The following is a 24,024-nucleotide window of genomic DNA, read 5'->3' on the forward strand; positions in this document are numbered from 1 at the left end:
CCGGCGAGCGCCCGGAATGCGCACGTGGACGCGAGCGCTGCGGGACGGCCGCGACTGCGACTGCGACTGCGGCTGCGGCTGCGGTGGCAATCGGCTCGCCCGCCGGTCGGCCGTCCGTACGGGACGCGAGCGCGTGGGGCCAGACGGCCCGGACCACGGGTGGCGCCGGCGTCGGGACGGCACCGGTGGAAGCGGTGGCGGTGGTCGTGAACGGTACCGGCGGGGTGGCGAGGACGGCCGACAAACGGCGCTCGCCGATCAACCCGCGTCTCTGGCCGGTGAGTTGTACGGCTCGCCGCACGCCAAGGCCACCAGGGGCCGGGCGCGCGGGAACCGTCACGGGAACCACCGGGCGGCTGCCTCCGGGCCCGGCCGGCTGCGCAGCGGGCGTTCCCGTTCCGGGGAACGCCGATGCGCGCCTGCCGCGTTCCGTACCCGGCTGTGCACCCCGGCCACCGGCGGCCAGGGTCGCCGGACCGACCGGTCGGCCGTCGCCGGAGCTCCGGGTGGCGCGCTGCACGGGCAGCCCTTCGCCGGCCGCCGGTGCGACGACGGCCGGGGCCGCGTCGCTCGCCACCGGGGCCGTGATCCGCTGGACCGGGCGGTGCCCGCCGAGCAGCGGAGCGGCTGCGCCCGGCACGGCTGCCGTCGGTGGCAGGGCGTCGAGCGGCGCGCCCAGGCCCCCACGGGTACGGGCCGGGGCCGGTTCGGGCTGGACGACGGGCGCGGTGCGGTCGGGAGCCGGTGTGGGCATGCTCGTCGCGGACGGAGTGCGCCGGACCGGCGCGCCGGCGGCGGAACCACGCTCGGACCGAGGCGGTGCCACGGCACCGGGCGCGGCAGCTGGGCGCGGGCGCTGGGCCGGGGTCGACTCGGCACGGTCGGGGCTCGGCACGGACGCACCGGTTCCGGACGGTGCGCGCTGGACGGGTGTGCCGGCGGCGGAACCAGGTTCGGGCCGAGGCGGTGTCACGGCGCCGGGCGCGGCAGCCGGACGCGGGCGCTGGGCAGGAGTCGGGCCGGGCTGGATCGGCTCGGCACGGTCGGGGGCCGGCGCGGACGCACCGGTTCCCGGCCGCGTGCGCTGAACCGGCGTACCGCCGACGGACCCACGCCCGGCCCCGGACGGTGCGGGGGCGGTGCCGTCCCGGCCTCCGCCTCCGGACGGCCAGACGTCAGCGGACCCACCTGTCTCCGAGCCGGTGGACCTCGCGTCGGCGGGGACGACGGGCATGGCGGGGACACCCGGAGCAGCGTCAGGGGCTCGCGGGCCGCCGGTGGCCACGGGTGTGGCACTCGCGGGCAGCGCGGTCAACGGCGCACCGAGTACCGGACGGGCCGGTGCGGCAGGGCCGGGCACAGCGGCACGCTGGACCACCCCTCCGGCCGGCCCGCCGGGGGCGGGCACGGCCGCACCGCTGGCGAACGGGCGGCGCGCACCGGCGACCGCGTCGTCCGTCACCGTCGCGGGCCGCGCCGCCTCCGTACCCCGTCCCGGTGGCTCGGCAACGGCATCCGGCGTCCTGTCCGTTCCCGGGATCACCGTCCCCGGGATCACCGTTCCCGGAATCACCGTCCCCGGGATCACCGTCACCGGGCGCATCGGCAGCGACCTCGGGCGCCGCGCCACGACCAGCGGGGCGCCGACGGAACGCGGACGCACCGGGCGGCCGGCCGGGACCACCGGATCGTTCCGGCGCGACGGGGCGGTGACCGCCCCGGGCGTCCCCTCGGCAGGAGCCGGTGCCGACGCCGGCGCAGCAGACTTCTGCGAACTTCCGCTCACCCCAGCGGACTTCGGCGCGGCGGGCACCGGCCCATCGCCGCCCCCGCCCGCCGGACGCGGCCCCGACCGCACCGGAAGCCGCCGCGGCCGGACGGACCGCTGGACCGGCCGCGCCGGCCCTCGTCCCCCCGACTGCCCTTCTGCCGCCGACGCTTCGGCCGCCGGCTCCCCCGGGGGCACCGGCACGACGAGCCGATCCCCGCCCGTGAGGACGGGCGCCGGAGAGCCCGGCCCCGACACCGCCCGCAGGATGCCCGCCGGGGCGGTGGGCAGGACCGCGTGGCCGAGCGGGCCGCACAGCGAGGGGTCCTGCCACGAGGCCAGCCGGGACCGGAACGCCAGGCCGTCGCTGACGCCGTGGGCCGGCCCGGCCAGGGTCGGGACCAGCGGCGCCACCGCGCGCCAGCCCCCGTCCCCCGCCGCCGGGCGCCGCCGGACGGTCGCGGTGCCGCCCGACGCACCGCCCGACCCGTCGGAGACCGCACCCGGAACAGCGCCGGAGGCACCGTCGGAGAAGGCGCCGGAAGCACCGCCGCCGGCCTCACCGCCCCTCCGGCGGGCGATCCAGTCCCGAAGCCCCACCCCGGTTCACCCGCCTTCGCTGATGCGGGTGTTGAGCCGCGCGATCTCCCGCACCCACTGCCCGCGTTCGCGGTGGGTCAGGTCGAGGATGTCCTCCCGCTGCCAGTGGAAGTGGTAGGCGATGTACGCGATCTCCTCGTACAGCCGAGCAGGCGCGTACGTCACGATTCCCCCAGGCGCCCACCGGCGAGGTCGACCTCGAAGGCGCCGTCGCAGTGCGGGCAGGTCACCGCGGCGCGCGTGTGGCCTTCGCTGTTGATCCGCTGGTAGAGGTCCTGGAGGAACGCCACGTCGGTGGCGTACATCCGCTCGACGACCCCGGCGTGCACGTCGGTGATGTCGCCCAGCCTGGTGATCACGTGGCTGAGCAGCACCACGCTCAGGTATGCCGGGTTCTCCTTGACCCGCAGGTCGATCTGCGGCATCAGCTCGTCGCGGGCGGTGGCCAGGCGCATGGTGCCGTGCCGGTGCACCGTGCCCGCGTCGTCGACGTAGCCGAGCGGCAGCTCGAACTCGAACTCGGTGCGTGGCCCGTGCCCCCTGGGCTGTGCCACTCCCGGATGCGCGGGGGCCGACTGTGCCGCTCCCGGATGTACCGGGGCCGACTGCTGCGGCGCGGTGTGCTGCGGGAGCGGGGCCGGAGCCTGTTCCAGCAGTTCCTCCAAGGCGATCTTCCGCCTCATTCGACGCTGATCTCCTCGAACACGATGGTCACGGTCTCGGTCGCGGGGCTGGACTCGCCGGCGCTGAGCGTCGGGCCCTCCCAACGGCTCGCCCACGCGTTGATCAGCTGGATCCGCCGCAGGGTGGCACCGGTGGTGTCCTTGACCTCGATGGTGAGGTTCTGCCGCGCGGTGTTGATCGCCCCGTTGTTGAGGGTCTCCTTGATCCAGTCCGTGAACGCGCCGCTCTTGTCCAGGCCGCGGGTGATGGTCACCTCGCCGGGCAGCCGGGCGCCGGGCTGCTTGCGGACGATCAGCTTGCCCTCCTGCGTCACCTGCTTGTACTCGACGACGTCCTGTTCGACCGTCAGGTTGCTGATCTCCTTGACGGACTCGACGTTGTAGCCGCCGAGTTGGACGCCGAATATGTGTGTGGAGAGCGGATCGCCTTCAGCCATGGCCTACTGTCACCTTCCGATGCGAGGGGCGCCGACGGGCGCCCGGAGTGCCGGGAGTTCAGGGAGTTCAGGGGTTCCGGGGGTACCGACCGGGCCTGGTCACTCGTTGACGAGGCTCGTGCTGTCGGAGAACTGGGACAGCCGGAACACCACGAACTCCGCCGGCTTCACCGGGGCGACGCCGATCTCGCAGACCACCTGTCCGAGGTCGATGGACTCGGGCGGGTTGTTGTCGCGGTCGCACTTGACGTAGAAGGCCTCGGCCGCGGTCTGGCCGAACAAGGCCCCGCGCCGCCACTCCTCGGTGAGGAACGCGGTGATGTTCCGGCGGATGCTGGACCACAGCCGGTCGTCGTTGGGCTCGAAGACGACCCACTGGGTCCCCAGGAGGATCGATTCCTCCAGGTAGTTGAAGAGCCGGCGCACGTTCAGGTAGCGCCACGCCGGGTCGGAGGAGAGGGTGCGCGCGCCCCAGATCCGGATGCCGCGCCCGGGGAACGCCCGTACGCAGTTGACCCCGATCGGGTTCAGCAGGTCCTGCTCGCCCTTGCTGAGGCGGATCTCCAGGTCCACCGCGCCGCGGATCACCTCGTTGGCGGGCGCCTTGTGCACGCCGCGCTCGGCGTCGCTGCGCGCCCACACCCCGGCGACGTGGCCGCTCGGCGGGACCAGCACGTTGCGGCCGCTCGCCGGGTCGAACACCTTGATCCACGGGTAGTAGAGCGCGGCGTAGCGGGAGTCGAAGCCCGCCTCGTCGTTGCGCCAGGTGCGCATCCGCTGGGCGTTCAGGCCGGGCGGCGGGTCGAGGACGGCGATCCGGTCGCCCATCTGCTCGCAGTGCGACATCACCGCGAGCTGGACGGTGCGCAGGCCCTCGTCGTCGAGGTCGCCGCGCTGGTAGGCGCTCATCAGGTCGGGCACCGCGACCATGGTGATCTCGTCGATCGCCTCCAGGCCGCCGAAGCCGGTCCTGGCGGCGGAGTCGCCGACGTACTCGGCGGGGTCGAGCCTGCCGACCGGGGCGGCGGCCGGCGCGGGGGCGGCGGCGAGGGCGTGGCTGCGGCGCTCGGGTCGGCTCGGCGCGGTGCCGGGCTGCTCGGCGACCGCGACCAGCTTCGACTCCCGCAGCTGGGTGACGACGTAGCCCTTGGTGCTCTTGCGGGTCGAGACGTCGTAGGTCTCGACGACCTCGGCGCCCCGGCGCACCAGCAGCCGGAACCGGTCCTCGGGGACGTTCTCCCCCTCCGGGTCGGCGACTTCGACGGAGACCTCGCCGCCCGCACCGGGCAGGGCGGAGAAGAGGAAGCCGGCGATCTCGACGGGCGGGGCGGCCGGCACGGCGGGGGCGGCGCCGGGTGCCCGGCGCGCCGGGTCGCCCACCCGCACGACGTACGCGGAGCCGCCGCCGTTCGCGAAGAAGCCGTACACCGAGTGCGCCAGGTAGGTGCCCTCGGTGAAGCCGCCGAACCGCTGGACGTACTGGTCCCAGTTGGTCACCAGCGTGGGCTCGTGGAAGGGGCCGGTCTCGGCGAAGCCGACGAACGCGGCGACGGCCGTGCCGACGCCCTCGATCGGCCGCGCACCTGACTGGACCTCCTCCACGTACACACCCGGGGTGAGGTAGGACGGCATACGCGCTCCTTCGCCTGGCCAGTCGCTTCTCGCCGGTCATTCGCCCCGAGTCTGCTGCCGGGGCCCGCCCGGGGACATGTCCCCAGGTGCCGGACCGGGGGCAGGAACGCTGCCCCGGCGGGCACCCCGGCGGGCACCCGGCGGGCGCCCGCGCCGCCCCGGACGCACCAGGGGTCAGCCGTGCGCGGTGTCCCCGAGGGCGCGCAGCCATGGCCCGAACTCGCTCTCCAGCACCAGCCGGCCGAGCTTGCGGTACTCGCCGACCACCGCGGAGACCAGCTGCGCCATGCCCAGCGGTTCGCCCGTTCCGGCGGCCAGGTAGGCCGCGGAGACCGCGCAGGCCCGGATGGAGCCGCCGGTGAGCTCGAAGTGCCGGGCGCAGAAGTCCAGGTCGAGGTCGTCGCCGCGGGGCAGCAGCGGCCCCAGGCAGCGGTCCCACAGCAGGCGGCGCTGCGCCTCGTCCGGCAGCGGGAACTCCGCGATGACGTCCAGCCGGCGGGTGAACGCCTCGTCGAGGTTGGCCCGCAGGTTGGACGTCAGCACCGCGATCCCGTCGAAGGACTCCATCCGCTGGAGCAGGTAGGCGGTCTCCACGTTGGCGTGCCGGTCGCGGGCGTCCTTGACCTCCGAGCGCTTCCCGAACAGCGCGTCCGCCTCGTCGAACAGCAGCACGCCGTTCACCTGGGCGGCCTCGGTGAAGATGCGCTCCAGGTTCTTCTCGGTCTCGCCGATGTACTTGTCCACGACGGTGGAGAGGTCCACCACGTACAGCTCCATGCCGAGTTCCGCGGCGACCACCTCGGCCGACATCGTCTTGCCCGTGCCGGACTCCCCCGCGAACAGGGCGATCACCCCGTTGCCGCGACCGCCGCCGGGACGCATCCGCCAGCGTCCGAGCACCTGGTCGCGGTGCCTGGCCCGCTGCACGAGTTCGCGCAGCCGGCCGGCGGTGGGGGCGGGCAGCACCAGGTCGGCCCAGCCGACGGCGGGCCCGATCCGGCGGGCGAGGCGGGCCAGGCCCGCGGCGTTCTGGGCCCGCACCGCGGTCCGCAGGTCCTCGGCGCGCACCGGGCGCCGCTCGGCGGCCGCCGTCCGGGCCGCGACGTCGGCGGCCCTGGTCAGCTGGTCCTGGTCCAGCCGGTAGCCGGCCACCGCCTCGGCCAGCTCCTCGCTCAGCTCGCCGGCCGGGCCCCCCGCCAGCGCGTGGGCCCACTGCCCGGCCCGCTCGCGGGCGTCCGGCGGCGGGACGGTGACCACCACGGGGGCGGCCGCCGTCCAGGCCGGGTCCCAGACCTGCGGGCCGTGCACGATCAGCGGGACACCGGCCAGCGCCGCGCACAGCTCGCGCAACAGCGCGGCCCGCTCGGGCCGTTCGGGTTCGAGCCGGTCCAGGGGACCGAGCACCACGCCGCCCCCGCCGAGCCGCGCCTCGCGGGCGAGCACCCGTACGGTGGCCTCCGGCGGGCGGGCGGCGAGCGCGGCGGCGTCGATCACCAGCGGTGGCGGGCCGCCGGCCGCGAGGGCGGCCACCGCCGGCGGGCCGCCGTGCCCGCCCCGGTCCAGCAGGTGCACCAGTCCGCCGTCGGCGGCGGCCGCGCGCAGCCGCTCGACAGGCTTCCGGGAGCAGGGTGCGGCGCGGTGAGCGAGGCCGGCCAGGGCGCCGTCCGGTTCGTCGTCGCCGAGCAGGTGGGCCGTCACCCGGTCCGGCACGCGCAGGGGGCGGGAGAGCAGCGGGCGCTCCGGCTCGGCGATCTCCAGCAGGCCGCCGGCGATCAGCGGGGCCCGTACGGAGAACCGGAAGCGGCCGGCGCCGGCGCCGGGCAGTCCGCACAGGTCCAGGGCCAGGCCGACGGTCGCCCGGCGGCGGGTCAGGTCGTCGTTGAGGTAGCCGTAGAGCTGTTCGAAGCGGGTGTCGAGGTCGGGGGCGAGGGCGACCAGCAGGAGGTCGAGGTCCAGCGGGAGCAGCCCGAAGGCGGCGCTCAGCGAGGCGAGCCGGGAGCCGGGCGGCGGCGCGGGCCCGTCGACGGGGTCCGCGGTGTCCCGGTGCACGGTGGCGGAGGCCGCCAGGATGCGTTCCACCGCCTCGGGGCCGAGGTACTGGCCGCGGTACGGGTCGTCCGGGTCGGGGTCGTCGGCGCGGCGCTCGCGCACGGCGGCGCGGACCCGTTGCTCGATCCGGTGCAGCCGCTCCCAGAGGTGGTCGTGGCCCGGCGGTGCGGGGTTCGGCGGCGCCGCGGCGTCCACTGACGGCGCGTCGCTCTCCTGGTACGTGCCGTTCGCCGGGCGCCCGCCGTGCACCGCCGGGTCGAGGTCCACGCTCATCGCGCCCTGCCCCGCGGCCGGCGGCCGGGCGGCAGCCCGCGGTCCCTGGGCGCGGCGAAGCCGTCCGTCCCGGGGTCCGTGGCACCCTGGTAACGCAGTCGGCGGCCCGGGGCCCCGGCGGGTACCTCGCCCTCCGGGGTGGTGTCGCCGGCGCGCAGCACCAGCCCCTCGGTGACCGGCGGGCCCGCCGGGCCGCGTTCGCCGGGCAGCGGGGCGAGCACCCTGAGGTCGACCGAGGGCCGTAGCTCCCCGCCGAGCGAGGACCAGACGTCGGACACCGACGGCAGGCCGGTGTCGCGCCCCGCGATGTCCAGCCCGACGGTCAGCCCGAGCTCGGCGAGGGTGCCGGTGAGCAGCCGGGCGGGCAGCGTGTCGATGGCGGTCAGGCACTGCAACACCTCGGCCAGCAGCCGGTGTTCGTCCTGTGGCCGGTTGGTCCAGGCGGTGACCAGGTAGGCCAGCTCGAACCAGCGGGGCGCGGGGCGGTGCCCCGTCACCAGGCCGTCCGCGTCGTACTCGGCGACGGTGCCGGCCTGCCGGCGGCCGGTGTCCTCGCGGAGCCCGTAGAGGAAGACGCTGACCGTGGGCGCGTTGCGCCGGGCGGCGAAGTCCCGGGTGGGCGCGTCGAAGACCACCTCGATCCCGCGCTCGGGCAGACCGGTCTCGGCGAGCAGTCGCCGCAGTGCCTCGTCGACTTCGTGGATCACCGCCGCTCCACCTCCCCCGGCGGGCCGATGCTGCCCTCGACGACGAGGAAGGGGCAGGTCACCGGGGAGAATCCGGGGCCTTCGGCGGTGATGGTGCGCGGTCCCGGCTCGTCCTTGGGGAGGATGAGCAGCTGCCCGGCGAAGGTCCCGTCGGCCTTCGGGCGGGTCGGGGCGGCGTCGGCGGTGAGGCCGGGGTTCCAGGTGAACTCGACGGGTGCGCCGGGCGGGAAGTCCACGCCGCGGACCGAGGTCACGAAGCCGGGCTTGCCGATCGCCGGCACCGCGACGATGCGGGGCTGGAGGATGCGCAGCGGGGTGCTCGCCCGGTGCGGTCCGGGACTGGCGTCGGTGCCGGTGGTGGTCAGCTCGGCCGTGATCACGGTGTCCAGGGCGGCCACGGGTGACAGTACGACGCGGACCACCGCGCTGCGGCCGGGGGCGAGGTCGCTCACCGTGCAGCTCCCGGCCCGGCAGCCGGGGGGCAGGGCCTCGGTGGGCACGCCCGCGGGCAGGCCGAGGGTCAGGCGCAGTCCGGTCGCCAGGGCCTGGCCGCCGTTGCGCACCGTGTAGCTGACGGTGACGCGGCCGCCGACGTAGCCGGGGTTCGGCTGGGCGCCGACCGTGACCGCGGGGCCGGCCTGCGCCGGCGGTGCGGGGGCCGGGACCGGCGGCGGGGGCGGCGGCGGTGCGGGGGTGGGCGTGGTGGTGGGTGTCGGGGCCGGGGTCGGCGTGGGTGTCGGGGTGGGTGTCGGCGTGGGCGAGGCGGTCGGTGAAGGGGTGGGCGACGGCGAGGGGGTCGGCGGGGCCAGCACCGGCAGGAAGGTCGAGGCGGAGTCGTCCTCGGGGTTCGGGTCGGCCACCGTGCCGGTGACGCTCCAGCCGAACTCCTGGGTGCCGGTCCTGGTGCCGATCAGGGTGGCCTTGACCTTGACCACGGCGCGCGGTGCCAGGGTGCCGAGTTCGCAGCGCAGCGCCGCCGCGTCGCACGTCCCGGTCGGGGTGCTCAGGCCGCCGAGCCGGGCTCCGGTGGGCACCGAGACGGTGAGGACGGTACCGGGCGAGGGCGCGGGGCCCTTGTCGGTGACGGTGATCGTCACCTCGGTGCCGCCGTCGACGGGGACGGCCGGGGTCCGGTCGGGTGCGGTCAGCGTCAGGTCGACGGACTGCTGGACGGCCGGTTCCTTCTGGCGCCCCGGCAGCCGCCAGTCGAGCGGGCTGAGCTTGCCGGTGGCGAAGTCGTAGAGCCCCAGCCCCTCCGGGGAGTTGGGCGGCGCGGCCCGGCGGGAGGTGAGCACCAGCTGCGCGCTGTCGGCGGTCCAGGCGACGTCGCGGGGCTGGAAGGGCCCGTTGCCGGAGGCCTCGGGCAGCGGCCGGGTGCAGGCGCCGCTGCCGAGGCCGGTGGGCAGGACCACCGTGCAGTCGCCGCCGGTGGGCGAGGTGACGACCACTCCGTCCTGCCGGTTGTCCCCGCCGTCGCCGGCCTTGCGGTTGAAGGCGATCCGGCGGCCGTCGGGGGCGAACGCCGGGCTGTCGTCGATGACGTTGCAGCTGCCGGGGCAGGCCGTCCGGCTCAGGTCGGTCTGCCGGGTGAGGTCGTCGGCGGGCACCGTCCAGACGTGCGCGTTGCCGGCGTTGCCGTTCACCACGGCGGTCCTGGAGAAGGCGATCAGCTTGCCGTCCGGGGACCAGAAGGGCTGCCCGTCGGAGCCGCCCTGCCCGCCGGCCGGCGGCTGGACGGTGCCGACGATCCGTCCGGTGGCGATCTCGGCGATCAGCACCCGTCCGGGCCGGGCGGGCTGCTGGCCGGTGGCCGGGGCACTGCGGCTGAACACGATCAGCCGGCCGTCCGGTGAGACGGACGGGTCGGTGTCCCGGTCGTTCGGGCCGCGCCCGGCGAGGTTCATCGGGTGCGGGTTCGACCCGTCGGCGTCGGCGAGCCAGATCCGCTGGATCCGTCCGGCCGGCCCGTCCTCGTAGCGGGTCACCACGATCTGCCGGCCGTCGGGCGTGTAGGCCTGGCGTTCGTACCAGGGGTCGTAGCCGGGGCGGGGGTGGAAGAGCGGGTCAGCGGCCGGGTCGGTGCTGGTGACGGTGCCGGCGGCCGGGTCCTCGCGGAGCACGCTGATGCCCAGGTCGCGCGGGTCGGACCCGTCGGGGCGGACGTCCTGGAGGTCGGCGACGTCGGCGGCGGAGGCGCTGGTCTGCTCGACCACCGGGCCGCCCCCGTTCTGCGGGCCCAGCCAGGTCGGTGAGGCGATCAGCCGGTCGGCACTGTGGAGCAGCCTGGGCGCTTCGCAGTTGCAGGTCAGCGCGTGGTAGAGGTTCACCACCGGAGGCTTGGACGGATCGGGGACCGGGGCCGGGTCGGGGGGTGTGAGCAGGTCGGCGCTGAGGAAGAGGACTCCGCTGCCGTCGGCCAGCCAGCCGGCGGAGCCGGTCTTCCAGGTGGAGCCGGTGCCGGGGAAGAACGCCTTCTCGGCGCCGGTGGGCGTGGTGAGGATCAGGGTCCTGCCCTGGTCGCCCTTGTCCCAGGTGTAGACGATCTCGTTGCGGTGCGCGTCGGTGTCGACCGGGTTCCAGGTCGGGTCGATCGCGTCCCCGGTGGTCACGTTGCTGACCTTGGTCGGCGCGCCGCCGGCGAACGGCCGCAGGTAGATCTGCCGGTGCGCCGGGTCGCCGGTGCAGGAGTACGCGATCCACCGGCCGTCGGGCGAGACGGTCGGGTGGGTCTCGTCGGCCGCGCCGTCGGTGATCCGGCGCAGTCCGCCGCCGTCCCGGTCGACCGCCCACAGGACGTGCTGCGTCCCGCCGTCGCCCCCGCGCGGCTCCAGGGACTCGAAGACGACGCCCTTGCCGTCCGGGGCCAGCGCGGGGTGGGCGGTGTCCATGCCGGTGGTGAGCCGGTGCACCGCGCCGGCCGCGTCGCGCAGGTAGACCTGGGGCAGCGGGCCGTCCCGCAGGCTGGTGAAGACCAGTTCGTCGCCGCGGGCCGAGGGGTCGCGGTCGAAGTGGACCGGTCCTGGCCCGAACAGCGGGGTGCTGGTCTCCGCGCCGGTCACCCGGCCGAGGCCGCGGTGGTTGGTGCCGGCGTAGGTGATCCGCCCGGCCGCCGGGTCGACCGCGGCGACCGGGGCGGCGGCGGCGGTGCCCTGCCCGCCGGGGGCGGCTCCGGTCAGGGTCATCAGGGCCGTCGCCAGCGCGAGCAGCACCGCGACGGCGGCCCTGGCCGGCCGCCGGACGGAGCGGGGGGTGGCGGTGGCGCCGATCACGCTCGACCTCACAGGTTGCGGGGGCGGTCTCCCCGGCAGTGTCCCCGGTGCGGCGGCGCGGCGGGAGAGCCCGGGCACCCGAGGCGGGGGAAGCACCCGGTGTCCCCAAAGGGCAGGCCACCCGGACCTGGCACCTCGCGCCCGGCCCCTCGCGCCCGGCCCCTCGCGCGAGAAGTCGGCCGGTCCGACTTCCGGTGCGGGCCTTCGCCGCCGCGCTCAGTCGAAGCGGATGTGCCCGACCCCGGTCCAGGCCCGCCGGACGCGTCCCCGGAGAACGCTGTCGGTGTTCGGGGCGAGGGTCAGTCCCGAGGAGGCGGCGATCCGGTCGGCGACCTGCGGGACCGTCAGCCGGTCGGTCCACACCTGCCGGGCGAACTCCTCGTCGCGCAGCCGCTCCAGGCACAGGCTGAATCGGTCGTCCGGTCAGCAGCCTACCCAGTCCGGTGCCCACACCTCGTCGGGGGTTCGCAGCGAGGCACGCACATGGTCGCGCAGCGCGGTCAGCACGGGGTGCTGGTCTCCACTGCGGGACAGCAGCACGTGCGGGTAGACCGGGGTCGGTTCGTGCAACGGGATGCGCCGCAGGTCGTGGCTCTGGGGCCACAGGTACCGGTCCCCGCTGCCGACGAGGGTGGCCAGTGACGCCGAGTCGGCCAACGCGTCCATCAGGGCCTCGTCACCGAAGTGGGGTCCGAGCGCGTCGATGCTCAGTCCGAAGGTCTCGGACAGTGCCTGGTAGAACGCCGCCCACTCCGTGCCCGGCGTGATCCCGGGGATCCAGATGCGGTGGCCGGCGAGGTCCGCGGGCCTGACCCGGGGCGCGCGCGCCAACGGGTGGCCGGGCCCGACCAGGAGCTCGAGGGGGGCGTCCAGAAGTCGTTCGGCGCGGATCCCGGCCGGGACCTGCTGTGCCGGCAGGGCGCGGAAGGACGCGTCGATGCTCCCTTCGAGCACCGCCCGGGTGGCCTGGGCGGCGTTCTCGTTGCCCAGCGTGACCACGTCCAGGTTCATCTCGGGATGGGAGCGGTAGAACCGGTAGACGGCCTGGGCGGGAGCGATGCGTCGGTTGAGGACGTCGACACGCAAGGGCCGGCTGCCGGGGCGCACGGCCCGCTCGGCCTGTTCGAGAGCTGTGAGGGCCTTCATGGCGTGCGGCCGGAAGACCTGCCCGTCCAGGCTCAGCCGGGAGCCGCGGGAGGTCCGCACCAGGAGCGTGACCCCGAGGTGTCGCTCCAGGGTCGCGATCCGCTTGGAGACCGCCTGCTGGCTGATCCCCAGCTCGTCCGCCGCTGCCTGGAACTGGCCGGTCTCGGCAACGGTCACGAACGTCCGCAGCGCTTCGGCATCCACGCCTCCACCCTACTTCCACAACGATCGGTTGTGTCTGATGGGCCGTGAGGTTGTTTGATCGCGTGCTCCGCGGGGTGGTGGGATCAACGCATGTCGACCCGCACAGACCAGGTCATGTATGTCCGGACGCCCGAGTTCACGCGTCACGTGGAACGAGTGGTGGAGGTGACCGACGCGACGTCCCGGCTGAACGCGCTGCCGTTCAGCGACCACGAAGGTCGTGCCGAACTCCTTTCCCTCGTGTTCGGGGGCCCGCTCCCGGAGTCGGTGACGATCTACCCGCCGTTCTTCACCGAGCACGGGCTGAACACGACGTTCGGGGAGAACGTCTTCGTCAACCAGGGATGCACGTTCATGGACGGGGGCGGGATCCGCATCGGCAGCGGTGTCATGATCGCCCCGAAGGTCAGCCTCATCACCGGGGGGCACCCTCTGCCCCTCGCCGAGCGCCGTGAATACCTCTCCTTCGCCCCGATCGCCATCGAGGACGACGTCTGGATCGGGACGGCCGCCGTGGTCACGCAGGGCGTGACCATCGGTGCCGGCGCGGTGGTCGCCGCCGGCGCGGTGGTCACCCGTGATGTTCCTGGCGGGACCCTGGTCGCGGGAGTCCCCGCCCGGGTGGTCAGGCCGATCGGCTGAGCCCGGCGGGGCAGAGCAGCACGCCGCGGTCTGATCCCGATGCACCTGATCCCGATACCCCGTCACGCCCGACCGGCCGGCATTGGAACCACGTCCGGCCCCCGCCGCCCACCGGCGACAGCACCGTGGACACGCCCTATGCCGGCGGGAAGTCGACGGCCTCGACGGCCTCGACGGCGTCCACGGCCTGGACGGCTTCAACGGCTTCGCGGTGGAGGTAGACGGTGCCGCGACCTCGGTGCCGCTCGACGACGGTGCCCTCGGCGATCCACCGCTTCAGCCACCGGCTGTCGTCGCCCCGGCCGAAGGCCAGCCGGTCGGTGGCCAGCAGCGGCAGGATCCGGGTCTTCGAGAGGCCCGCCGCCCCCGCTTCGCGCAGGGTGTCCAGCACCTGGGCCTCGGCCCGCTGGTCGTAGAGGTCTCCCGGGGTCGGCATCTGCCGGATGCGCACCCCGGCCCCTTCGAGGTCCGCTCCGGACCGCTCCGCCCAGTCCGTCACGTAGGCGTCGACGGCGTCCTCGTCGTCCGTGCCCAGCACGTGGCCCAGACAGCGGAGGTAGACGTCCTCCTGGACGGCGCTGAGGGTGTGGTTCACGCCCGCGAAGGTCGCCGTGCCGCGGAACTCGCTGTCGGTGAGGGCCTTCTGCCACGCGTCCCGGCGGAGTTGCAGGACGTGCCTGACGATCGCCTCGGCGGCGTCAGCGGGAGCAGCGAAGGTCGAGGTCATGCCATGACCGTACCGGAACCGGGCGGCCGTCGATCACTCCCCTCGAACGCGCCGTCGAACGCGCCGTCGGTCACGCCGTCGGTCACGCCGTCGATCGCGCCCGGCGCCTACGCGTCGAAGGTGATCGCGGGTGTATCGGCGTTCCGCGCGAGGAAGTGCAGGAGGTTGGCGTAGCCCCGCGCGTCATCGATCGCCCGGTGGGTGTGCTCGACCTCACCGAGCCAGTGCGCGGGCAGCTCCGGCGTCGGAAGGTCCGCGACCGGTCGACCCGTCAACGCCGCCGTGTACGAGCGCAGGCACAGAGCGGCCCCGTCGAAGAGACGGTCCTCCTCGTACGGGCCCTGGTGAAGGCCGTACGGAGTGAACCGGCGCAGGTAGTAGTCGATCCACGTCCCGTCGAAGGACAACGGTGACGCGGCGAACACCCGCCGGCCCGGCAGCGCCCGGATCCACTCCACGTACCGGCGCATCACGCCGGCGACGGGCTCCGGGTTCTCCGTCGCGGCCTCCCAGGTGCCCGGCTCGGAATCGAACCACTCCTTCGTGCGCGGGTTCGGCGCCGCGCCGGGGAGCGGTTCGAGAACGGCCTCGAACTCACCGAAGGTCCGCCCGTCCGTGGTCGTGGCCACGGACGCGAAGGACCGCATCGAGTTCGGGCCAGCCCACGGGCCGTCGACCTCGATGTCCGTGACCACGTAGGTCCAGTCGCTCAGGTGGGTCATGCGCTCGACGGTACCGCCAAGGCCGGCCTCCGTCTTCGGACTTGGGCCCATTCACAGCTCTCCGGCATCTGCCGTCGAGCCACTGCGCCGGGGCTATCCGGGACCGAGAACGGGATCGATCTCCGTCAGCGCTTCAGACAGCTGACGGGCGCCGCGAGCGACGCGGTCGTCGGTGTCCCGCGACAGTTCCTCACACAGCCGGAGCGCGTCGTCCCGGTCGCCGGCGAAGATGCCGAACACGTCGAAGACCACGGTGTGGATCCAGTCCTCGTGATTCGGATCGGCGACCGCCAGCGCGGACGCGACCGTCGCCAGCCCGGCCCGGTCCCTTCGCCGGAGCAGGGCTTTCGCGGTCACCCTGGTGACGTTGGTGTCACCGGGGTCGAGGACGAGGTCCAGCAGTGGTGCGGCAGCTTCCCGCATCTCGGCGAAAGCGGCGAGGCCGTGACCGGCAACCGCCCGGTCCCGGTAGTCGTCACTTCGCCCGAGTGCGCCGAGTGCCACGACGACGGCAAGCCGCAGCTCCCTGTCCATCCGAACTGCCCACCCCTCCAACGGTTTCCACGCAAAGTAGCACCGAGGTTCCTGGCCGGGTTTCCGTCCTCGCAGCCGGAACCGTTTCACCACCGTGTTGCACGAGAGGTCGGCCAGGCCGACTTCCGGTGCGCGCCTTTCGCCGCCCGGGCGGTTCGGCCGGGCGGCGTGGGCGGGGCGGGGTTTCAGGCCACCGGTTGGTGGCCGGGGGTGGCGGTGGGGGTGTCGTCCCCGGGATGGGGCATCCGCAGGGCGGCGACCGCGCCGAGGCCGACGACGGCGATGGCGAGGATCAGGAGGGACGGGAGGGCGAGGTCGATCAGGAGTCGCACGGGGCCTCCTCGGCCTTCTCGTAGTGACGGAGGATCGCGAGGAGGTTGAGGACGGTGCTGGCCGGAGCAGCGCCGAAACGGACCAGGACCCGGCCGTCCACGACGCTGTCGACGGCGAGGGACGGCCAGATGAGGCCGAACCTGCGGCCGCGCTCGCGGAGTTCGCCGAGCAGGGAGGCGACCTCCGGCTCGGTGTAGGTGCGCATGATCGCGTCGGCCGGCCCGGTCGGGCGGCGGTGGTCGGCGGTCACGCGGCGGCGTCCAGCTCGAACCAGCAGGTCTTCCCGGACTTCCGGGGCTCCGTGCCGAAGCGGTCGGTGAGGGCGCGGACGAGGCGCAGACCCCGGCCGGAGACCGCGAGGAGGTCGGAGCCGTCGCGCTGGATCGGGACGATGGGGCTCCCGTCGCTGACGGAGACCCGGAGCACGTGGTCGAGCAGCGCGATGACGACGAGCGGCGCCGCGCTGCCGCCGTGGCGCCAGGCGTTGACGAACAGTTCGAGGAGCGCGACCTCGGCATCGGCGACCAGGTCGGGCTCCCACCCGGCGCGCGCCGTCAGCTCGCGCAACTCCTCGCGCGCGGCCGACCAGTCAGGGGGGATTTCGAGGGAAGACACGGTGAAACCTCCGTGGGGCTTCAGAGATGGCCATCGATCGAGCAAACGCGCGATCGAAGTGATGGCATGACGGAAGAGCGCAGCCGAACTGCAACGCCAGTCACTCACTGCACGCGACCGGCTACACTCAGCATGACGTGAGAGCCATCACATATGCAAGCCAGCTCAACTAATCTGCAAAATCTCATATTGAACCGGAACTCGGTGCCACTCTCTGTCAGTTGTCGGTAGCGCCTATGCGATCAACAAGGGCAGACTGGTCCACCGAGAGGTCAGGAGGGGCATCGCATGGCGGTATCAACCGTTCGCCGTCGTCGGCTGGGCGAGGAGCTGCGAAGGCTCCGCGAGCAAGCGAAGATCGCCGCGGACACTGCGGCTGAAGCCACCGGCATGAGCCTGGCCAAGCTGAACCGGATCGAGAACGCCCGCACCGCGGCCAAGATCGAGGACGTCAACAAACTCCTCGACCACTACGGTTGCGACGACGAGGAGTTCCGCGCCGGCTTGATCGCCATCACGAAGGACGGCAGCAAGCGCGGCTGGTGGCTGAGCTACCGCGACGTGATCAACGTCTCCGCGACTGACCTGATCATGCTTGAAACCGAGGCTTCGACTTTCAAGACCTACGAACCCGCCTTCATTCCGGGGCTCTTCCAGACCGCCGAATACGCCCGGCTGGTCATCGACCGCCTCCGGACCACGAAGGCGGGGACGGTTGACGACCTCGTGCAGGTCCGAATGGCACGGCAGTCCATCCTGACCCGCCCGAACCCGGTCGAGGTCTGGGCGGTCATCCATGAAGCCTCGCTCCGAGCCGTCGAGAATCGCCCCGACATCATGGGCCCGCAACTCGACAAGCTACTCACGCTGAGCCGGTTGGCGAACGTCAACATCCAGGTGATGCCTGCGGGTGCGGCAGTTCACCCGGGCATGAGCGGTGCGTTCGCCCTACTCGGATTTCCTCAGCGGAAGGACCTCGACGTCGTCTTCGTCGAAGGCATGCTCGCCGGATTCTGGATCGAGGACCCGACCGACGTCGAGCTGTACCGGGCGAAGTTCCAGGAGATCACGGCTGAAGCCCTTTCCGTCGACTCCTCGCTCGAGTTCATCACCGCACAGAGAGAACGGATCAAGTGACCCACTACTCCAATGCTGCCGCGACTGGCTTCACCTTCCGGAAGTCCAGCTACAGCGGCGGCAACGAGAACTGTGTCGAGTACGCGCTCCTCCCCGAGGCGATCGCAGTCCGGGACAGCAAGGACCCCTCCGGCCCGGCCCTGGCCTTCGACCGGGCGGCCCACTCATCCTTCATCGCCGCCATCTCCACCGGAGAGTTCGACTTCGGGCTCCTCTGAACACTCCCCCGGCCCCAGGCGGTGCCTCGCCCCACCCCGCGAGGCGCCGCTTCTTCTTGCCCATCAGCTTCCGTAGGGCGGCGCACACCCTCACTGGCCCCGGACAAGGCGGGCCCTCCGCCGCCGTGGCCCGCCCTCCCCCGTAGGAAGCGGGCACGTTCCCCCTTCCGGGCGCCGCCGGTGGCCTCCCTGGTCAGTACAGCTAGATCAGCCCGCGCCGCATGGCGTAGCCCACGGCGTGTGCCCGATTGCGCAGGCCGAGGCGGGTGATGATCTCGTGCAGCACGTTCTTCACCGTGCGTTCGGAGTACGACGTCTTGGCGGCGATCTCGCTGGTGTCGAAGCCCTCCGCCACCAGCTTCAGCATCTCCGCCTCGCGGGCCGTCAGTGTCGAGAGGGTCAGGCCGCGCCCGTCGAGCATGGTGCGCTGGAGGATCCCGATCCGGTCGAGCAGTTCACCGAGCAGGTCCCCCGGCATCACGCCCTCGCCGTTGGCGAGCGCGGTGATGAGGTTCACCAGCCGGTCCTGGTCCGCTTCCGAGCGGCGCAGCACGGCGGCGACCCCGTTCTCCACGATGGTCTGTAGCCCTCCCGCCTCGAAGTGGCCCACCACCAGCCCTATCCGGCCCGAGGTGGCGAGCCGCAGCCGCCGCAGGTGCTCGGTGACCGTCTCGGTCAGGGCGTCGACCACCAGCAGGGAGACCTCCGCCCGTCCGGCCTCGCTCTCGTTCAGCAGCTCCACCTCGGGCCGCTGGCGCAGCTGTTGGACCACGCCGGTCTGGAGGATGAGGTCCTCGGCGTACACCGCCACCCGTATCTGGGTGCGCCTGCCGCGCAGTTGCTCGGGGACGCGCGGGGCGGCGGCGCTGCCGGGGCGCGGCGCCGTCCCGGTCCGGCGGGGGGTGACGACTTCCTCACGGGTCGTGTCCGTCGACGTCATCGAACTCTCCATTCTCCGAAAGCCTGCGAGGGGACGACCGGCCGCCGCGAGGCGGAGCCGGCCGGGGGCTTGGGGGCGGGGCGGCGTGCGGCGCGGGACCGCTCCCGCGGTGGCACCGGACGGGGTGCCTGGTCGGTCCGGACGGGCAAGGGCTGTGCCCACAGCTTGCCCGCCCGGCCCTCTCCTCCGGGCGCCGCACCGCCCTACCGTCACGCTATGACCACATCCGCCGAACTCGGCCTGCCCGCACTGACGGTGGCCCCCGGTGGCGTGGCCACCACGACCCTGACGGTACGCAACGACCTCGACATCGTGGAGGCGTACACGCTGGAGGTGGTCGGCGACTGTGCCGCGTGGACGACGGTCGAGCCGGCCCGGGTCTCGCTCTACCCGGGGACGTCCGAGACGGTGACGGTCCGGCTGGCACCGCCGCGCTCGGCCGCCACCAGGGCCGGCGAGTTCCCGCTGGGCGTCCGGGTGCTGCCGGTCGAGCACCCCGAGCTGGTGACGGTGCCGGAGACCACGGTCACCGTGACGCCGTTCCAGGAGTTGCGGGCCGCGCTCGCACCGCGCCGCCGGCGCGGCTGGCTGCGCGGGCGCTACCGGGCGTCGGTGCGCAACCTGGGGAACGCCCCCACCGGTGTGGCCTTCACTCCCGGGCAGGCCGGGGAGGAGCTGGGGTTCCGGGTCACCCCGGAGAAGCTGCGGCTGGAGCCCGGCGAGTCCGGGGAGGTGCGGGTGCAGGCGCGCGCCCGCAAGCCGATCTGGTTCGGCAAACCGGCGAGCTGGCCGTTCGAGGTGACCGTCGGCCCGGAGGAACGGGCGGACGGCAAGGACCCGAAGGACGGAAAAGACGGCAAGGACGGCAAGGGCGCGGAGAACAATCCCGGTGCCACCCCCGAGGCCGCCACGCCGGAGCCCCAGAAGCCGGTGCTGGAGGGCGAGTTCCTCCAGCTGCCGATCCTCCCCCGGTGGCTGCTGGTGCTCCTGGCGGCGCTGATCGCGCTGCTGCTGGCCTGGTTCGCCCTGGTCCGCCCGGCGGTCCGCACTTCGGCGAAGCAGGCCGCCGAGAAGGCCGTCGCCCAGCAGATCGCCACCCCGGCCCCGCCGGCCGCCACTCCGGCCGACGGCGTCCCGGCGTCCCCGTCCGTCGGGAACACCCCCGGCGGCCAGACCAAGCCCGGTTCCGGGAGGCCGACCACGGGGCCCGGCAGCCAGGGCGGTCCGGGCGCCGGCCCTGCGGTCCCGGGGACGGGGCAGCAGATGTCCGAGACGATCGACGTGCAGGCAGCGAACGCCACTGCCGCGACGGGCAGTTACCCGGTGCCGCACGGCAAGGTCCTCGACGTCAGCGACATCGTGGTCTCCAACTTCCAGGGAGACCAGGGCCTGGTGACCATCACGGCGGGCAACAGGACGATCGTCACGATCGCCTTGGAGACCTTCCGCAACCAGGACTACCACTGGGTGACTCCCATCCAGGTCCCCGAGGACCAGGCGGTGACCGCGAACGTGACCTGCGAGGTCCCGGGCACTCCGGCCTCGGGCAAGCAGGCGCCGACATGCCACGAACTCGTCAACGTCAGCGGGACGTTGAGCGACATCCGGCGGGGGAACTGAACCGGCGCGTGCAGGATGCCCTTCCCTCCCCGGGCAACCGGGCGGGAAGGGTGCGCCGGATGCCCCGTTGATACCGACGGGCCACTTCCGACCCGTTCGTCTCCGAAACCTCTTTTCTCCCCGTATCTCCTCTCACATCCCGTGACCATGTCAACACCCGACGGACACTGTCGCAGCGCACACCCGTACGGACAAAGCCACCTCACCCGTCTTGCCCGGAGGGTCTGTCCCCGCGGGGCAGTCGGCCTGTCCGTCGAGGGCAACCGGGCTGCCCTCCGCGGGCCGTGAGGGCCTCGCCCCCCCGGGAGTGAAACGCTGCACAAAGGCTGCGTGTGGTCCCGGACCGCCGAAACGCTGCACAGTGCGGACGTGACCACGCGAGCCTGCCCGTGCCCCGGCGCCGGGCCCTTCGACGCCGTGCCAGACGCCGTACCCGCCGCCGCGCCCGCCACGGTGGCGGCCACGGAGCTGGGCGGCCTGGTCGCCGCGGTGGCCAGGGGCGACCAGGCGGCGTACGCGCGGCTGTACCGGGCGGTGGCCGCACCGGTGTACGGGACCGCGCTGCGGACGCTGCGCAGCGCGGCGCACGCCGAGGAGGTGGCCCAGGAAGTGCTGCTGGAGGTCTGGCGCACCGCCGCCGCCTACCGGCCGGCCCGCGGCACGGTGACGGCCTGGGTGCTCACCATCGCGCACCGCCGCGCGGTCGACCGGGTCCGCGCGGCACGTGCCGCCGCCGACCGCGAACTGCGCGTCGCCCTGCGGGAGCAGCCGATCCGCGAGCCGGGCGCCGAGCCCGTCCCGGAGCAGGTCGAGCGGGCCCACGACGCCCTCCGGGTCCGCTCCGCGCTCGCCCGGCTGAGCGGCGTCCAGCGCGAGTCGCTCGTGCTGGCCTACTACGGCGGGTACTCGCAGCGCGAGATCGCCCGGGCGCTGGGCGTGCCGCTGGGCACGGTGAAGACGCGCATGCGGGACGGGCTGCTGCGGCTGCGGGCGGCCTTCGACGGCGGCTGACCCCGGACAGACCGGGGAGGGGCCACGGACGGGCCACGGACGGCCGCCGAGGATCATGGAAGCATCGCCGGACACCGGCACCGGGACGCCGGTGGAAGGAGACCGATGGACACCGACGCGGCGGGCATGCCGACCGGGAGCGTGGCCCGGCTCCTCGGGGTCTCCCCCACCACGATCCGCTCCTGGGAACGCCGCTACGGCATCGGCCCGTCCCGGCGCGACGCAGGCCACCACCGCCGCTGGAGCCCCGCGGACATCGCCCTGCTCGAAGCCATGTGCCGGCTGGCGGCCCGCGGGGTGCGCCCGGCCGAGGCGGCCAGGGCCGTCCTGGCCGCCCACCGGGCGACGGCTCCCGAGGGCCTGGTGCCCGGGCCGTCCGTACGCCCCGGCCCGGCCGGCGGCCGCACCTTGCGGATGGGCGCGGTCCGCCCCGAGTGCCGGGGCCTCGCCCGGGCCGCCGCCCGCCTGGACTCCCCCGAAGTCGCCCGGATCCTGCGGGAGACGGTGGACTCGCTCGGGATCGTCGACGCCTGGACGGACGTGATGATGCCCGCGCTGCGCGCGACCGGCCGCAGGTGGGCCGCCTCCGGCGAGCAGTACGTCGAGGTCGAGCACCTGCTGTCCTGGCACGTGTCCACCGTCCTGCGCGCCGCCGCCGTACGGCCCTCCAGGCCCAGGCCCGCGCCGCCCGTGCTGCTGGCCGCGATGCCCGACGAGCAGCACAGCCTGGCGCTGGAGGCCGTCGCGGCGGGCCTGGGCGAACGGGCGCTGCCGTTCCGGATGCTGGGCGCGGCCGTCCCGCCGGGGGCGCTGCTGGACGCGGTGCACCGGATCGGCCCGGGCGCCGTGATGCTCTGGTCGCAGCTGCCGCTCACCGCCGACCACGAGCTGGTCCGACGGGTGGCCTGCGCCGGGTGGGGCCCGCGCGGCTCCCGCGGCCGGGCCCTGGTCCTGGCCACCGGCCCCGGCTGGGGCCGCGCCCGCCTCCCGGACGGCGCCGCGGGCCCCCGCACCCTGGCGGGCGCCCTCGACCTCCTGGAGCGGACCGTCACCGCGTGACCGGGGGCGCACCGCCCGACCCACCCGATCGGGTGAACCTGACTGCCCTGCCCATCCGGCGCGCCGTCGGCGCCGAACCCGCCGTGCCGACAGTCGGGCAATCGGGCTGTCGGGCGATCGGCAAGTCGGTCAGGACGAGGTCAGGACGAGATAAGGAGTGCGATGAACACGGCCCTGAGGACGGGACGGGAGCTACGGGTCCGGCCCGCGACCCGCGAGGACCGGGCCCAGGTGGTCCGGCTGATCACGGCCGACCGGCCTCCCGCGCCCTTCGCCGCGGTCCCGGACACCGCCACCGGCTGGGAGCCCCGGTCCGACCGGACCGTCCTCGTCGTCCAGGACGAGGACGAGGACGGCCGGCTCCGGGGCGCCATGGCCGTCCACCGGCGGAGCACACCCGGCCGTCTCACCGGGGGTGTCGCCTGGCTGCACTGCCGCGAGGCCCCGGACGCCGCCGCGCTCCTCGTCCGCACGCTCCTGGCGGGCAGCGGCGGGCTGACCGCCGTCACGGCCTTCACCGACCCCCCGCCGTGGCCGCCCCACCTGGCCGGTCTGCCACTGCACGCCCGGCCGGTCACCACCCGGGCGTTCCTCGCCCACGGGTTCCGCACGATGGACCACCGTCTGCTGCTGCACCGCCCCGCCGTCAGCGCCGGCACCGGTGCCCCGCCCCTGTGGGTGTCCCCCGAGGGCACGCTCCACCCTGGCCCCGGCGCCGCCGGACCGCCCGCACCGGCCGTGCTGTGGCGCCGCAACCTGCCCCGCGCGCTGGACGAGCTCGACCGCGGCGGCGGACGCGACGTCCTGGCCGGCGTCGACCTGCTGGCCCCCGGGGCCTGGGAACTCTCCGCCCTCCTCGCCGGGTTGGCGTTCGAGGAGGTCGACCTGCTGCGCTCGCTGGTCCTGGCCTGAGCCCGCGCCGTTCCCCTCCGGCGTCGCCGACCCGCCGACGGCGCCGCACACTGGACGGAGGCGGAGCGGGACGCGCGATCCCGAACGGGGTGGCCGATGAAGTCGATCACCGACTGGCTGAGCGGTCTGTCCGGCCCGGTCGGCTACCTGGTCGTCGCGGGCCTCGTGTTCGTCGAGGACGCCCTCTTCTTCAGCTTCGTCGTCCCCGGCGAGACCGCCGCCGTCCTCGGCGGGTTCCTCGCCCACCAGGGCAGGATCGAGATCGGCTGGATCGTCCTGTTCGTGGTCTGCGCCGCCGTCCTCGGCGACACCGCCGGCTACGAGATCGGCCGCCACCTCGGCCCGAAGATCGTCGACTCCCGGCCGATGCGGCGCCACGCGGACCGGGTCGACCGCGCCCAGGACCTGATCCGGCGGCGCGGGCCGGCCGCCGTCTTCTTCGGCCGGTTCGTCGCCTTCTTCCGCGCCATGGTGCCCACCCTGGCCGGCATGTCGCGGATGCCCTACCGCCGGTTCCTCCTGTTCAACGCCCTCGGGGGGATCCTCTGGGGCATCGGGTTCACCCTTCTCGGCTACTTCGCCGGCGCCGCCTACAGCCGGGTCGAGAGCACCGTCGGCCGGGCCCTCGCCCTGCTGATCGCCGCGCTCGTGGTGGTCGCCCTGGTCGTCTGGTACGTGCGCCGGCGCAGGTCCGGGGCCCGCACGCCGGCCGGGGACGACCGGGACGTAAAGCGCTGACACGTCGCACCGGGCCCACCGGCCGGACGGGGGCGGTGGCGGGGGGAC

24 protein-coding genes are annotated in these 24,024 nt (G+C 74.2%); 8 read left to right on the forward strand and 16 right to left on the reverse strand.

Annotation, left to right across the window (positions count from 1 at the left end; translation table 11 throughout):
* Nucleotides 1-2,374: 2,374 nt before the first annotated feature.
* From ACZ7C5_RS13385 to ACZ7C5_RS13425, 9 genes are all read right to left on the reverse strand, one after another.
* On the reverse strand, nt 2,375-2,533 hold the full coding sequence (locus ACZ7C5_RS13385) for a DUF6760 family protein (protein WP_181970396.1): 159 nt from the start codon (nt 2,531-2,533) through the stop codon (nt 2,375-2,377).
* Entirely contained in the window at nt 2,530-3,051 is a 522-nt protein-coding gene (locus tag ACZ7C5_RS13390) for a hypothetical protein (protein WP_401082310.1), read from the reverse strand. Before ACZ7C5_RS13390 ends, ACZ7C5_RS13385 begins: the two co-directional genes overlap by 4 nt.
* Complete coding sequence (locus tag ACZ7C5_RS13395) at nt 3,048-3,488, reverse strand: phage tail protein (protein ID WP_401082313.1); 441 nt, start codon at nt 3,486-3,488, stop codon at nt 3,048-3,050. The genes ACZ7C5_RS13390 and ACZ7C5_RS13395 overlap by 4 nt, the downstream gene beginning before the upstream one ends.
* A 99-nt stretch (nt 3,489-3,587) precedes the next feature.
* The gene (locus tag ACZ7C5_RS13400; protein ID WP_470322623.1) at nt 3,588-5,120 is read right to left on the reverse strand and encodes a phage tail sheath family protein; all 1,533 of its coding nucleotides are present in this window, start codon (nt 5,118-5,120) and stop codon (nt 3,588-3,590) included.
* A gap of 174 nt (nt 5,121-5,294) precedes the next feature.
* Nucleotides 5,295-7,442: an ATP-binding protein gene (locus ACZ7C5_RS13405; protein ID WP_401082319.1), complete on the reverse strand. Its 2,148-nt coding sequence runs from the start codon at nt 7,440-7,442 to the stop codon at nt 5,295-5,297.
* Complete coding sequence (locus tag ACZ7C5_RS13410; protein ID WP_401082322.1) at nt 7,439-8,149, reverse strand: Pvc16 family protein; 711 nt, start codon at nt 8,147-8,149, stop codon at nt 7,439-7,441. The genes ACZ7C5_RS13405 and ACZ7C5_RS13410 overlap by 4 nt, the downstream gene beginning before the upstream one ends.
* Nucleotides 8,146-11,331 (reverse strand): hypothetical protein, encoded by a 3,186-nt coding sequence (locus ACZ7C5_RS13415; RefSeq protein ID WP_470322670.1) that lies wholly within the window; start codon nt 11,329-11,331, stop codon nt 8,146-8,148. Before ACZ7C5_RS13415 ends, ACZ7C5_RS13410 begins: the two co-directional genes overlap by 4 nt.
* A gap of 303 nt (nt 11,332-11,634) precedes the next feature.
* A complete protein-coding gene (locus tag ACZ7C5_RS13420) occupies nt 11,635-11,781 on the reverse strand; it encodes a hypothetical protein (protein ID WP_401082325.1) in 147 nt (48 codons plus the stop codon).
* 60 nt (nt 11,782-11,841) lie between these two features.
* Nucleotides 11,842-12,768, reverse strand: a complete 927-nt coding sequence (locus ACZ7C5_RS13425; protein ID WP_401082328.1) for a LysR family transcriptional regulator — start codon at nt 12,766-12,768, stop codon at nt 11,842-11,844.
* Between the two features lie 114 nt (nt 12,769-12,882).
* Here ACZ7C5_RS13425 and ACZ7C5_RS13430 point away from each other — a divergent pair, with 114 nt between their 5' ends.
* Entirely contained in the window at nt 12,883-13,410 is a 528-nt protein-coding gene (locus ACZ7C5_RS13430; protein WP_401082877.1) for a DapH/DapD/GlmU-related protein, read from the forward strand.
* A gap of 136 nt (nt 13,411-13,546) precedes the next feature.
* Here ACZ7C5_RS13430 and ACZ7C5_RS13435 read toward each other — a convergent pair whose 3' ends face one another.
* From ACZ7C5_RS13435 to ACZ7C5_RS13460, 6 genes are all read right to left on the reverse strand, one after another.
* Nucleotides 13,547-14,137, reverse strand: coding sequence for a hypothetical protein (locus tag ACZ7C5_RS13435; protein ID WP_401082330.1), 591 nt, complete (start codon nt 14,135-14,137; stop codon nt 13,547-13,549).
* Nucleotides 14,138-14,244: 107 nt separating this feature from the next.
* Complete coding sequence (locus tag ACZ7C5_RS13440; protein WP_470322624.1) at nt 14,245-14,859, reverse strand: hypothetical protein; 615 nt, start codon at nt 14,857-14,859, stop codon at nt 14,245-14,247.
* A 93-nt stretch (nt 14,860-14,952) separates the two neighbouring features.
* Nucleotides 14,953-15,393: a hypothetical protein gene (locus ACZ7C5_RS13445; protein ID WP_401082336.1), complete on the reverse strand. Its 441-nt coding sequence runs from the start codon at nt 15,391-15,393 to the stop codon at nt 14,953-14,955.
* A 185-nt stretch (nt 15,394-15,578) separates the two neighbouring features.
* Entirely contained in the window at nt 15,579-15,725 is a 147-nt protein-coding gene (locus ACZ7C5_RS13450; RefSeq protein WP_401082339.1) for a hypothetical protein, read from the reverse strand.
* Entirely contained in the window at nt 15,713-15,976 is a 264-nt protein-coding gene (locus tag ACZ7C5_RS13455) for a hypothetical protein (RefSeq protein ID WP_401082342.1), read from the reverse strand. The genes ACZ7C5_RS13450 and ACZ7C5_RS13455 overlap by 13 nt, the downstream gene beginning before the upstream one ends.
* Nucleotides 15,973-16,341 (reverse strand): ATP-binding protein, encoded by a 369-nt coding sequence (locus tag ACZ7C5_RS13460; RefSeq protein WP_401082345.1) that lies wholly within the window; start codon nt 16,339-16,341, stop codon nt 15,973-15,975. The genes ACZ7C5_RS13455 and ACZ7C5_RS13460 overlap by 4 nt, the downstream gene beginning before the upstream one ends.
* Nucleotides 16,342-16,629: 288 nt before the next feature.
* On the opposite strand from ACZ7C5_RS13460, the gene ACZ7C5_RS13465 reads away from it, so the two are divergent.
* A complete protein-coding gene (locus ACZ7C5_RS13465; RefSeq protein ID WP_401082348.1) occupies nt 16,630-17,478 on the forward strand; it encodes a helix-turn-helix domain-containing protein in 849 nt (282 codons plus the stop codon).
* A complete protein-coding gene (locus ACZ7C5_RS13470; protein WP_401082350.1) occupies nt 17,475-17,696 on the forward strand; it encodes a DUF397 domain-containing protein in 222 nt (73 codons plus the stop codon). Before ACZ7C5_RS13465 ends, ACZ7C5_RS13470 begins: the two co-directional genes overlap by 4 nt.
* A gap of 202 nt (nt 17,697-17,898) precedes the next feature.
* Here the strand turns inward: ACZ7C5_RS13470 and ACZ7C5_RS13475 are convergent, their stop codons facing one another.
* On the reverse strand, nt 17,899-18,636 hold the full coding sequence (locus ACZ7C5_RS13475; RefSeq protein WP_401082353.1) for a response regulator transcription factor: 738 nt from the start codon (nt 18,634-18,636) through the stop codon (nt 17,899-17,901).
* A gap of 216 nt (nt 18,637-18,852) precedes the next feature.
* On the opposite strand from ACZ7C5_RS13475, the gene ACZ7C5_RS13480 reads away from it, so the two are divergent.
* The 5 genes from ACZ7C5_RS13480 to ACZ7C5_RS13500 all read left to right on the forward strand — a co-directional run bounded on the left by ACZ7C5_RS13480 (nt 18,853) and on the right by ACZ7C5_RS13500 (nt 23,976).
* The gene (locus ACZ7C5_RS13480) at nt 18,853-20,256 is read left to right on the forward strand and encodes a COG1470 family protein (protein WP_470322625.1); all 1,404 of its coding nucleotides are present in this window, start codon (nt 18,853-18,855) and stop codon (nt 20,254-20,256) included.
* A 417-nt stretch (nt 20,257-20,673) separates the two neighbouring features.
* Nucleotides 20,674-21,267: a sigma-70 family RNA polymerase sigma factor gene (locus ACZ7C5_RS13485; RefSeq protein WP_470322671.1), complete on the forward strand. Its 594-nt coding sequence runs from the start codon at nt 20,674-20,676 to the stop codon at nt 21,265-21,267.
* Nucleotides 21,268-21,372: 105 nt separating this feature from the next.
* Nucleotides 21,373-22,326 carry a MerR family transcriptional regulator gene (locus ACZ7C5_RS13490; protein WP_401082359.1) on the forward strand — a complete coding sequence of 318 codons (954 nt, stop codon included), beginning with the start codon at nt 21,373-21,375 and terminating at the stop codon, nt 22,324-22,326.
* A gap of 162 nt (nt 22,327-22,488) precedes the next feature.
* The gene (locus tag ACZ7C5_RS13495; RefSeq protein ID WP_401082362.1) at nt 22,489-23,238 is read left to right on the forward strand and encodes a hypothetical protein; all 750 of its coding nucleotides are present in this window, start codon (nt 22,489-22,491) and stop codon (nt 23,236-23,238) included.
* A gap of 96 nt (nt 23,239-23,334) precedes the next feature.
* The gene (locus tag ACZ7C5_RS13500) at nt 23,335-23,976 is read left to right on the forward strand and encodes a DedA family protein (protein ID WP_470322626.1); all 642 of its coding nucleotides are present in this window, start codon (nt 23,335-23,337) and stop codon (nt 23,974-23,976) included.
* The last annotated feature ends 48 nt before the right edge of the window (nt 23,977-24,024 follow it).

This window comes from Kitasatospora sp. NPDC036993 (assembly GCF_055607525.1).

Coding starts and splice junctions, on each gene's coding strand:
- ACZ7C5_RS13440 (WP_470322624.1), bottom strand. CDS start 14,859: ATGACCCACCTGAGCGACTGGACCTACGTGGTCACGGACATCGAGGTC.
- ACZ7C5_RS13490 (WP_401082359.1), top strand. CDS start 21,373: ATGGACACCGACGCGGCGGGCATGCCGACCGGGAGCGTGGCCCGGCTC.
- ACZ7C5_RS13395 (WP_401082313.1), bottom strand. CDS start 3,488: ATGGCTGAAGGCGATCCGCTCTCCACACACATATTCGGCGTCCAACTC.
- ACZ7C5_RS13405 (WP_401082319.1), bottom strand. CDS start 7,442: ATGAGCGTGGACCTCGACCCGGCGGTGCACGGCGGGCGCCCGGCGAAC.
- ACZ7C5_RS13475 (WP_401082353.1), bottom strand. CDS start 18,636: ATGACGTCGACGGACACGACCCGTGAGGAAGTCGTCACCCCCCGCCGG.
- ACZ7C5_RS13465 (WP_401082348.1), top strand. CDS start 16,630: ATGGCGGTATCAACCGTTCGCCGTCGTCGGCTGGGCGAGGAGCTGCGA.
- ACZ7C5_RS13430 (WP_401082877.1), top strand. CDS start 12,883: ATGTATGTCCGGACGCCCGAGTTCACGCGTCACGTGGAACGAGTGGTG.
- ACZ7C5_RS13390 (WP_401082310.1), bottom strand. CDS start 3,051: ATGAGGCGGAAGATCGCCTTGGAGGAACTGCTGGAACAGGCTCCGGCC.
- ACZ7C5_RS13495 (WP_401082362.1), top strand. CDS start 22,489: ATGAACACGGCCCTGAGGACGGGACGGGAGCTACGGGTCCGGCCCGCG.
- ACZ7C5_RS13445 (WP_401082336.1), bottom strand. CDS start 15,393: ATGGACAGGGAGCTGCGGCTTGCCGTCGTCGTGGCACTCGGCGCACTC.
- ACZ7C5_RS13480 (WP_470322625.1), top strand. CDS start 18,853: ATGACCACATCCGCCGAACTCGGCCTGCCCGCACTGACGGTGGCCCCC.
- ACZ7C5_RS13415 (WP_470322670.1), bottom strand. CDS start 11,331: ATGACCCTGACCGGAGCCGCCCCCGGCGGGCAGGGCACCGCCGCCGCC.
- ACZ7C5_RS13400 (WP_470322623.1), bottom strand. CDS start 5,120: ATGCCGTCCTACCTCACCCCGGGTGTGTACGTGGAGGAGGTCCAGTCA.
- ACZ7C5_RS13500 (WP_470322626.1), top strand. CDS start 23,335: ATGAAGTCGATCACCGACTGGCTGAGCGGTCTGTCCGGCCCGGTCGGC.
- ACZ7C5_RS13435 (WP_401082330.1), bottom strand. CDS start 14,137: ATGACCTCGACCTTCGCTGCTCCCGCTGACGCCGCCGAGGCGATCGTC.